The following is a 5,937-nucleotide window of genomic DNA, read 5'->3' on the forward strand; positions in this document are numbered from 1 at the left end:
GGATCGGGACTGGCGCCGCGGCCAGCATGCCCCCCGGCGGGGACGGCGGCTCGGGCGCGGACGCCAGCGCCGTCTTCGGGTACGGCTTGTTGATCGGCGGCGGCGGTGGGGGCGGCGGGGTCGGACGCGGCTGGACCTGCGACGGCGGCGGGCGGTGCAGCTCCGGCTCGCGACGCGGCGGCGGCTCGTCCGCCCGGTCCGACCGGTTGATCACCGACCACGGCGGCGGCCCGACCATCGCGACCGGGATCAGCCCCAGCACGCTGAACGGCAGGAACCCGAGCCAGAAGTGCAGCGCGGTGTTCGCCTCCATGCCGACGCTGAACACGAGCATGGCGGCGAACGGGATCCAGAAGAACCGCGACGGCCACTTCGGGCCGCGACGGAAGGCCGTCCGGCCCTGCAGCATCACGAAGAACAGCGAGCCGGCCCCCAGGACGACGAACGCCAGCAGGTACACGAAGAACGGGAGGTCCTTGCCGCTCTGCGAGGACAGCACGTCGAAGACGGTCTGGCCGCCGCCCAGGTAGTCCCGCTGGCTGTCCACCCAGCAGCCACCGGGGCCGTTCAGCGTCGACAGCTCGGTCGCCGACAGCCCGGTCTTCGCCTTGCCGTAGGCCGCCTGGAAGACGCCCGAGACGCCGATGGCCAGCAGCCACGGCAGCACCAGCGTGCTGAGCAGGCCGATCACCCCGAAGACGCCCAGCGTCGTGGCGTCGTAGCGGTTGCCGGTGCCCTTCCGGATGATCGACACGGCGACCGCGCCGATCGGCGGGAGCAGCGCGACCAGCGCACCGGCCGCACTCGTGGCCCAGACCCAGTCGCCGGGGCAGAAACCCGGGCCGAACAAGGAATGGGCTAGCGAGAGCAACGCGCTCGCGAGTCCGTTCACCGCCGGGCTCCCCTCACTGTCCGTGTTCACTTCGTGGCCGTCACGCGGCGTTTGCCCGCGGTCCAGCTTAGGACGCTCCCGGGCTCCGTGAGGTTGCCGGGTCTTTCCGCGCGGGAATCCGGCGCGCCCGCCGCTCCCGCGCCATGATGGGACCGGCGGAACGTCCGACCCGAAGGAGCCGAGCATGGGCGCGTACTCCGAAGCCTACCGGCGCAGCCTGGCCGAGCGGGACGCGTTCTGGCTGGCCGCGGCCCAGTCGATCAGCTGGACCAGAGCGCCGGAGCGGGCCTTGGACGACACCAACCCGCCCTTCCACCGGTGGTTCCCGGACGCCGAGCTGAACACCTCGTACAACGCGCTGGACCGGCACGTCGAGGCCGGCCGCGGCGGCCAGGCCGCGCTGATCTGGGACTCTCCCGTGACCGGACGGCAACGCACCTACACCTACGAGGAGCTCCGCGACACCGTCGCGCGGTTCGCCGGCGCGCTGCGCTCGCTGGGGGTCACGAAGGGTGACCGGGTCATCGTCTACCTGCCGATGGTGCCGGAGGCCGCGATCGCCATGCTGGCCTGCGCGCGGATCGGCGCGGTGCACTCGGTGGTCTTCGGCGGGTTCGCGCCGAAGGAGCTGGCCGCCCGGATCGAGGACGCGAAACCCAAGGTCATCCTGGCCGCGTCCTGCGGCATCGAGCCGACGCGGGTGGTCGAGTACCAGCCGATCATCGAGGCCGCCCTCGGCATGACCGAGCACCAGCCCGACCACGTCGTCATGCTGCAGCGCGAGCAGGCCCCGGCCACGACCGGCCGCCACTTCGACTGGCGCGAGCTGGCGGCGGGCGCCGACCCGGCCGACCCGGTGCCGGTCGCGGCCACCGATCCGCTCTACATCCTCTACACGTCCGGGACGACCGGGAAGCCGAAGGGCGTCGTCCGCGACACCGGCGGCCACGCCGTCGCGCTCGCCTACTCGATGGACGCCGTCTACGACGTCCACGCCGGCGACGTCTGGTGGACCGCGTCCGACGTCGGCTGGGTCGTCGGGCACTCCTACATCGTCTACGCGCCGCTGCTCGTCGGAGCGACGACGGTGATGTACGAGGGCAAGCCCGTCGGCACGCCGGACGCGGGCGCGTTCTGGCGGGTCATCGCCGAGCACGGCGTCCAGGCCCTGTTCACCGCGCCGACCGCGCTGCGAGCCGTCAAGAAGGTCGACCCGGACGCCCGCGAGCTGGAGAGGTACGAGCTGAAGCAGTTCCGGACGCTGTTCCTGGCCGGCGAGCGGCTCGACCCGGAGACCTACCACTGGGCCCACGAGAAGCTCGGCGTCCCGGTGGTCGACCACTGGTGGCAGACCGAGACCGGCTGGCCGATCGCGGCGAACCCGCGCGGCCTGGAGCCGATGGACGTCAAGGCCGGGTCCGCGACCAAGCCGGTCCCCGGCTGGGACGTCCGGGTCCTCGACCAGGCCGGCGAGGAGCTGCCGGCCGGGCGCGAAGGCGCCATCACGGTGCGGCTGCCGCTGCCGCCGGGGTCGTTGCCGACGCTCTGGGGCGACGACGAGCGCTACCGCGAGGCCTACCTCTCCCGCTACGAAGGCCACTACCTGACCGGCGACTCCGGCTACTTCGACGAAGACGGCTACCTGTTCGTCATGGGCCGCACCGACGACGTCATCAACGTCGCCGGGCACCGGCTGTCCACCGGGTCGATGGAGGCCGTGCTGGCCGCCCACCCGGCGGTCGCCGAGTGCGCCGTGATCGGCGTGGCCGACCAGCTCAAGGGCCAGCTCCCGCGGGGGTTCGTGGTGCTCAAGGCGGGCGCGGACATCGCACCGGAAAAGCTGCGCGAGGAACTGGTGGCGATGGTCCGCCGGGACATCGGCCCGGTCGCCGCCTTCCGCGACGTGTCCATTGTGGACGCTCTGCCGAAGACGCGGTCGGGGAAGATCCTGCGCAAGACCATGCGCGCGATCGCCGACGGCCGCGACGAGGCCGTGCCCTCGACGATCGAGGACCCGAGCGTCTTGGAGGCCATCCGGGCCGCCCTTCGTTAAGAACTGTTCCAAATGCCCCGGCTGGTCTGTACCTTTGCAGGGAGTCCCCGACCGGAGGTGCTTCGATGCGCTTGTCCAGAGCCGTCCTGACCGCGGCCGTCGTGAGTCTCACGGCCGCCGGCCTGCCCGCTTCCGCCACGGCCGCCCCGGCCGCACCCGAACGCGGCGTGACCGACGTCGTCCCGGCGCCCGTCTCGGCGAAGGCCGATCCACGCGGCGGCTTCCGGCTCACGCCGCTCACCGTCATCACCGCCGACCGCGGCGCCGGCCAGGTCGCGGACTACCTGCGCGGCCTGCTCCGCCCGGCCACCGGCTACCCGCTGCCGGTCGTGCCGCACGCCGCCGGCCTGCCCGCGATCTCGCTGGAGCTGGGCCACGACGCGCGGATCGGCACCGAGGGTTACCGGCTGAAGGTCGCGCGCGACGGCGTCACGCTGACCGCCAACACCGCCGACGGGCTCTTCGAAGGCGTGCAGTCGCTGCGGCAGCTGCTGCCGTCGGCGATCGAGGCCACGCGCGTGCAGCACCGGACGTGGACCGTCGCCGGCGGCACGATCCTCGACTACCCGCGCTTCGCCGAGCGCGGCGCGATGCTCGACGTCGCCCGGCACTTCTTCAAGCCGGACCAGGTGAAGCGCTACATCGACCAGATCGCCCAGTACAAGGTCAACACGCTGCACCTGCACCTGGCCGACGACCAGGGCTGGCGGATCGAGATCAAGAGCTGGCCGAAGCTGGCCACGGTCGGCGGCCAGACCGCGGTCGACGGCGACCCGGGCGGCTACTACACGCAGAAGCAGTACAAGGACATCGTCGCCTACGCGGCTTCGCGGCACATCACGGTGATCCCGGAGATCGACATGCCGGGCCACACGAACGCGGCGCAGTCGACGTACGCGGAGCTGAACTGCGACGGCAAGGCCGTCCCGGTCCGCACGGACACCGAGGTCGGCTACAGCTCGCTGTGCATCTCCTCGCCGATCACGTACCGGTTCGTCGAGGACGTCGTGCGCGAGTTGGCGGCCCTCACGCCCGGGGAGTACCTGCACATCGGCGGCGACGAAGCCCACTCGACGCCACCCGCGGACTACCTGACCTTCGAGCGGAAGGTCCAGCCGATCGTCGCCAAGTACGGCAAGAAGGTCACCGGCTGGCACGAGATCGCCAAGTCGGCCCCGCCGGTGTCGGCGGTCCCGCAGTACTGGGACTTCGGCGGTGACAACCCGGACGTCGCGGCGGCCGCGGCGCGCGGCAACAAGATCCTGATGTCGCCGGCGAACTACGCGTACCTGGACATGAAGTACAACCCGCAGACGCCGCTCGGCCAGGACTGGGCCGCGCTGATCGAGGTTCGCGACGGCTACGACTGGGATCCGGCGACCCTGGTCAACGGCGTCGGGGAGAGCCAGATCGCGGGGGTCGAGGCGCCCCTGTGGACCGAAACGCTCCGGACCAGCGCCGACATCGAGTACATGGCGTTCCCGCGGCTGCCGGGGATCGCGGAGATCGGCTGGTCGCCGCGGAGCACCCACAACTGGGACGCCTACCGGCTGCGGCTGGCGAAGCAGAGCCCGCGCTGGGTGGCCCAGGGCATCAACTTCTACCGGAGCCCGCAGGTCGACTGGAAGTAGGTGGGTGGTCACCTTGTCGTGAGTGGTAAGACGGGTTAGAACCCGTCTTACCACTCACGACCTCAGCCCAGTGTCTTGCTGCGGAGGTAGATGACTTCCTGCGGGCCTGGTTTGACGAGCGCCCAGAACGTCGACCACCGGTCCGGCGCGTGGAAGCCGAAGTAGAGGTCGTACCGCACGCCCGCGTCGAACACCCACCCGAACTGCCGCATCTCCGCCGGGTCGAACGGGGGGTTCTGCGGCCCGATCTCGTCCTGCGGCTTCGCCGGATCGACGCCGTATTGCCGCAGATAACCGTCCACACAGGACTTGGGCGCGGTGAAGGTGGCCGCCAGCCGGTCGGTGAGCGGCGGCTGGACGTCGAACCGGAAGCCCTCCACCGGGCACGACGGGAGCGAGATCCGGTACCGCGCCGCGGCATCTTCCCAGCTCACCCCGCTTTCGCTGCCCGGGTAGGCCCGCGGGTCGGGCTCCTTGCCGCAGCCGGCCAGAACGGCGGCCGCGGCAAGGAGCCCGAGAACGGCCGTCAGCGGCCGTGCACGCATCGCACTCCTCGCGGATTCATCGGTGCCCCGCAATGTCGAGCTTCTGGTTCGTGCTGCCCTGCACGGTGAAGTCCTGCGCGAGGCCGACGGTGGGCATCTGGGCCAGGTCCTTCACATTGTAATCAACGCCGTGCACGGTGATCGGCGGCTTGTCGGGGTCGAAGTTGTAGGCCTTCTTCAGGTCCACGCGGTAGCCGCCGGTCAGCTGCACCGTCCCGTTGCCGGTCACCTTGGCGGTGAGGTCGCCGGTGACCCGGTATTCGAACGAGTGCAACGCGAAGATGTGGTCGGACACCTGCGTGAACTGCGAGCCGAGCCAGTTCGTGTCCAGCTTCAGCGCGCACGTGGAGCCGACCGGCCCGGTGCACTTGGCCGCGGCCTGGTTGGCGTAGGCCGCCAGCCGGGTGTTCAGTTCGCCCTGCCACTGCGGGTCGCTGTAGAAATTGGCCATCTGGTCGGCGCTGAGGACGTAGTCCTTGCCGCTCGCCTTCGCCCAGTGGTCGAACAGGGCGCAGGTGATCGGCCGGTTGTTGCAGACGAACAGCGCGGCCGCGCCCTGTTCCATGGTCAGCATGTTGATGTAGTCCTGCAGCCCGACCCGCTCCCACGGCGTCGGCTCGTGGTAGGCCGGGTGGCCCGCCTGGTCGTCGCTGTAGGGGTGTCCTTCGGGATCGGTCATGTCCGGCCGGCTGCCGCCCGCCGCCTCGGCGATCTCGCGCAGGTAGAGGTCGATCGTCCGCTGGAAGGCGTCGGCCGCGGCCTGCACGGCCTGGTCGCGGCTGAGGTTGGCGTCCGCGGCCGACTTGGCCGCGTCGG

The 5,937-nt window shown here is 71.0% G+C and carries 4 protein-coding genes and 1 pseudogene; 2 read left to right on the plus strand and 3 right to left on the minus strand.

The features are described from left to right. Positions 1-892, minus strand: a pseudogene (locus ACWEVN_RS45845) (serine/threonine protein kinase); the annotation flags it as partial. Positions 893-1,076: 184 nt separating this feature from the next. Between ACWEVN_RS45845 and ACWEVN_RS45850 the strand changes: the two are divergent. Then, positions 1,077-2,945, plus strand: a complete 1,869-nt coding sequence (locus ACWEVN_RS45850) for a propionyl-CoA synthetase (protein WP_452055458.1) — start codon at positions 1,077-1,079, stop codon at positions 2,943-2,945. 65 nt (positions 2,946-3,010) lie between these two features. Continuing rightward, complete coding sequence (locus ACWEVN_RS45855; protein WP_452055459.1) at positions 3,011-4,576, plus strand: beta-N-acetylhexosaminidase; 1,566 nt, start codon at positions 3,011-3,013, stop codon at positions 4,574-4,576. A gap of 62 nt (positions 4,577-4,638) precedes the next feature. Here ACWEVN_RS45855 and ACWEVN_RS45860 read toward each other — a convergent pair whose 3' ends face one another. Together ACWEVN_RS45860 and ACWEVN_RS45865 are read right to left on the minus strand one after the other, a co-directional pair. Further along, positions 4,639-5,121, minus strand: coding sequence for a hypothetical protein (locus ACWEVN_RS45860; RefSeq protein ID WP_452055460.1), 483 nt, complete (start codon positions 5,119-5,121; stop codon positions 4,639-4,641). Positions 5,122-5,137: 16 nt separating this feature from the next. Then, the coding region (locus tag ACWEVN_RS45865) for a hypothetical protein (protein ID WP_452055461.1) at positions 5,138-5,937 on the minus strand (800 nt) is incomplete at its 5' end.

It is taken from the genome of Amycolatopsis sp. NPDC003861, from assembly GCF_053605405.1.

Bases quoted from the DNA above. Each gene is read 5' to 3' on its own strand.
- ACWEVN_RS45850 (WP_452055458.1), top strand. From the start codon at position 1,077: ATGGGCGCGTACTCCGAAGCCTACCGGCGCAGCCTGGCCGAGCGGGAC.
- ACWEVN_RS45855 (WP_452055459.1), top strand. From the start codon at position 3,011: ATGCGCTTGTCCAGAGCCGTCCTGACCGCGGCCGTCGTGAGTCTCACG.
- ACWEVN_RS45860 (WP_452055460.1), bottom strand. From the start codon at position 5,121: ATGCGTGCACGGCCGCTGACGGCCGTTCTCGGGCTCCTTGCCGCGGCC.